At 65.4% G+C, this 3,479-nt stretch carries 3 protein-coding genes; 2 read left to right on the top strand and 1 reads right to left on the bottom strand.

All coding sequences use genetic code 11. The features are described from left to right. Positions 1–876, bottom strand: an 876-nt coding sequence (locus DBR22_RS09690; RefSeq protein ID WP_108598844.1) for an MFS transporter, incomplete at its 3' end; no start/stop codon positions are given. A gap of 128 nt (positions 877–1,004) precedes the next feature. Here DBR22_RS09690 and rraA point away from each other — a divergent pair. Next, entirely contained in the window at positions 1,005–1,502 is a 498-nt protein-coding gene (rraA, locus tag DBR22_RS09685) for a ribonuclease E activity regulator RraA (protein ID WP_108598843.1), read from the top strand. A 159-nt stretch (positions 1,503–1,661) separates the two neighbouring features. Beyond that, positions 1,662–3,311: an MDR family MFS transporter gene (locus DBR22_RS09680; protein ID WP_108598842.1), complete on the top strand. Its 1,650-nt coding sequence runs from the start codon at positions 1,662–1,664 to the stop codon at positions 3,309–3,311. The last annotated feature ends 168 nt before the right edge of the window (positions 3,312–3,479 follow it).

The raw sequence follows: 3,479 nt of genomic DNA, 5'->3' as shown, positions 1-3,479 counted from the left end.
CGCATAGATCCCGGTCAGGGTCAGGACTCCCAGCGCCGGGTTCTCATGCTTGAGGACGTCCCCGAGGAAAAAGATCAGGTACACAATGGTCAGCTGGTTGCAGACGTTGACCAGGAAGCGGGTGAGCCACGCCCACGCGAAGTCAGGGTGGCGGGCCGGGCTGATCCAGAAGCCGCGGAGGAAACTGCCCCACGAGAACGGCGGCCGCAGCTCCCTGGGCAGCGGCGGGTCATTGCGGTGGAACAGGTACGGCACCACGGAGAACAGCAGGGCGGCCGCACACATGGTGTAGCCCACCATGAAATTTCCCGACACCACCGCCCCGAAGACTGCACCAAGCAGGATTCCCAAGGTCTGGCCCAGGGCCGCCAGTCCCCCCACTCCGCCGCGCTGCAGCACCGGCACCCGGTCCGGGATGGCAGCGGTGATGGCCGCATAGGCCGCGTTGGCGCCCAGCTGGACCAGGCACCAGAACAGGACCATCAGGGCAACAGCCGTGGCCCCGGACATTGCCAGCAACGCTGCCGCGGCCAGCACGGCACCGGCCAGGACCCAGGGGGAACGCCGGCCGAAACCGGAGATTGTCCGGTCGGACAGCGCCCCGAACAGCGGGTTGGCCACCAGGGACACGGCGGCGCCGCACCCAAGGACGAGGGAGGCGATGGCTTCCTTGTTGGCTTCGTCGATGCCAATGGCCTGCTCGGCGACAAAGACGTTGATGGGCCCGAAGAACGCGGCGTTGATGCCAACGTTAACCAGCACCAGCCCGGTCACCCAACGCGCGGTGACCCTCTGCGTCGGTTCCGCGAGCGCCGCCGTCGTACTTTCTGCTGCAGGGCTGGGATCCGCTGCTGCGGGTGTGTCGGACAGGCTCATGCTGGTTCCCCCTGGAACGGTTGGTGATTCTGAAAATCAGACTATCGTGGGCATCATCCCGCAGCGTGTCATACGCCGGGACATTGCCAGGCGAACCTGCCCGCTCTACGGACTCCAAGGAGAACCACATGGCCGCATCAGCCGAAAACACGTCCAGCCCTGCCGTCAACACGGCCGACCTCTACGATGAGCGCGGCGAGGAACTGGCGTCAGTCTCCCTCCAGTTCCAGTCCATGGGCGGCCGCTCGCATTTCAGCGGACCGGTACGGACCATCCGCTGCTTCCAGGACAACGCCCTGGTGAAGTCCACCCTCGCCACCCCCGGCGACGGCGCCGTGCTGGTAGTGGACGGTGGCGGGTCGCTCGGCACTGCCCTCATGGGGGACATGATCGCCGAAAGTGCTGTGGCAAACGGCTGGGCCGGCGTCGTCATCAACGGGGCAATCCGGGACCGCGAAGCGATCGCCGCCCTGGAGTTGGGGGTCAAGGCGCTAGGCAGCAACCCGCGCAAGAGCGCCAAGGACGGTGCCGGTGAAGTCGACGTGGATGTGGTGATCGACGGCGTGACGTTCCGGCCCGGCGTTAACGTCTGGTGCGATCCGGATGGGATCCTGGTCCAACGCTGAGTGGCGGGATCCCGGCACTAAAGCGGCTTGAGAGGGCTGGGATCGCGCCAATCGGTTCGAGCTGCGGGAATTTACCCGGCTGCAGGAACAAATCGGGAAGTAACATAGTTACCGAAAGCAACTAACAGGCTTAATCCCTTTTTCTTCGTTGGAGCACCCATGTCCAAAACCACTGCCGCGCCCGCCGCCGGCGAAACCCTGACGCAGCGTCAGATCGTCACCGTGATGGTGGGGCTGATGCTGGGCATGTTCCTGGCCTCCCTGGACCAGACCATCGTGTCCACGTCCATTTACACCATCGCCAACGACCTCGACGGCCTCTCCCTCCAGGCCTGGGCAACCACCGCATACCTCATCACCTCCACCGTGAGCACGCCGCTGTACGGCAAGCTGAGCGACATCTTCGGCCGCCGCCCGCTGTACCTGATCGCCATCGTGATCTTCCTGGTGGGCTCGCTGTACGCGGGTTCGGTGAACTCCATGACTGAACTGGCCATCGCCCGCGGCGTCCAGGGCCTCGGCGCCGGCGGCCTGCTGGCCCTCGCGCTGACCATCATCGGCGACATCGTGTCCCTCAAGGACCGGGCCAAATACCAGGGCTACTTCATGTCGGTGTTTGGCATCTCCTCCGTGCTCGGCCCTGTGGTGGGCGGTGCGTTCGCCGGATCAGCCACCATCCTGGGTTTTGACGGGTGGCGCTGGGTGTTCTTCATCAACCTGCCCATCGGTCTGGCCGCCTTGGCCGTGGTGTTCCTGTTCCTGCACCTTCCGGCCAAGCATGTGAAGCAGAAGATCGACTACTTCGGCGCCGCCGCCATCACCCTCGCGATTGTCCCGCTGCTGCTGGTGGCGGAACAGGGCCGCAGCTGGGGCTGGGCCTCGTTCAACTCGTTCCTTTGCTACGGGCTGGGCGTCGTGGGCATCATCTGGTTCCTGCTGGCCGAAAAGCGCGCCGGCGACTACGCCCTGATCCCGCTCCGGCTCTTCCGCAACCTGACCTTCGGCCTTTCGTCGCTGCTGAACTTCATCATCGGCATCGGCATGTTCGGCGCCATCGCCATGCTTCCCATGTACCTGCAGCTGGTGAAGGGCCTGACCCCCACCGAGGCCGGCCTGATGATGATCACTTTCACCGTGGGCATCCTGACAGGTTCCATCACCGCCGGACGCACCATCTCGGCGTCGGGAACGTTCCGGATCTTCCCCATCATGGGAACGGCGATCCTCACCACGGCGGCGCTGGTGATGGGCCTGTCCCTGGGCGTGGACACCGCCCTGTGGGTTCCGGGCGTGATCGCGGTGTTCTTCGGCATGGGACTTGGTTTCTGCATGCAGCCGCTCACCCTGGCCATGCAGGTTTCCGTGCCGCCGAAGGACATGGGCGTGGGGACTTCCTCCGCTGCATTCTTCCGGTCCATGGGCGGCGCGGTGGGCACTGCGGTGTTCATCTCCATGCTGTTCAGCGTGGCCGCCGGCCGGATCGCCGACACCATGAAATCGGCCATCGGAAACGCCGATTACCAGGCCGTCCTGAACGATCCCGCCGTGGCCGCGGACCCCGCCAACGCCAAGCTCTACGAATTCTTCCGGAACGGCGCCTCGAACGATTCGCTCAATGACACCAGCTGGCTGCACTCGGCCAACAGCGTGCTGACCCGCCCCATCACCGAAGGCTTCGCCTACGCGATCGATTCGGTCATGCTCACCGCCGCTGTCCTCACCGGCATCGCCTTCCTCATCAGCTTCGCGCTGCCCAAGAAGAAGCTGACGGACCCGAAGGCGGCCAAGGAGCCCGTGGCGGTCCACTAAAGCCCCGCTCCGAAACTGCGGACGACGACGGCGGCGCGGCCCGCCGTCGTCGGCTTTCCGCCCTTGACTGGAACAGGACGCCGCGGCATGGAACACTGTGTAGCGCGTGTGCGCCGGCCATCCGACCCGTCGCCGCAGCCGACGACGTCCGCCGCACCCACCCACCCC

This window comes from Arthrobacter sp. HMWF013 (genome assembly GCF_003061105.1).
In the GTDB taxonomy this organism is placed as follows: Bacteria; Actinomycetota; Actinomycetes; order Actinomycetales; family Micrococcaceae; genus Arthrobacter.
This window is presented reverse-complemented; position numbering and strand designations above follow the sequence as displayed.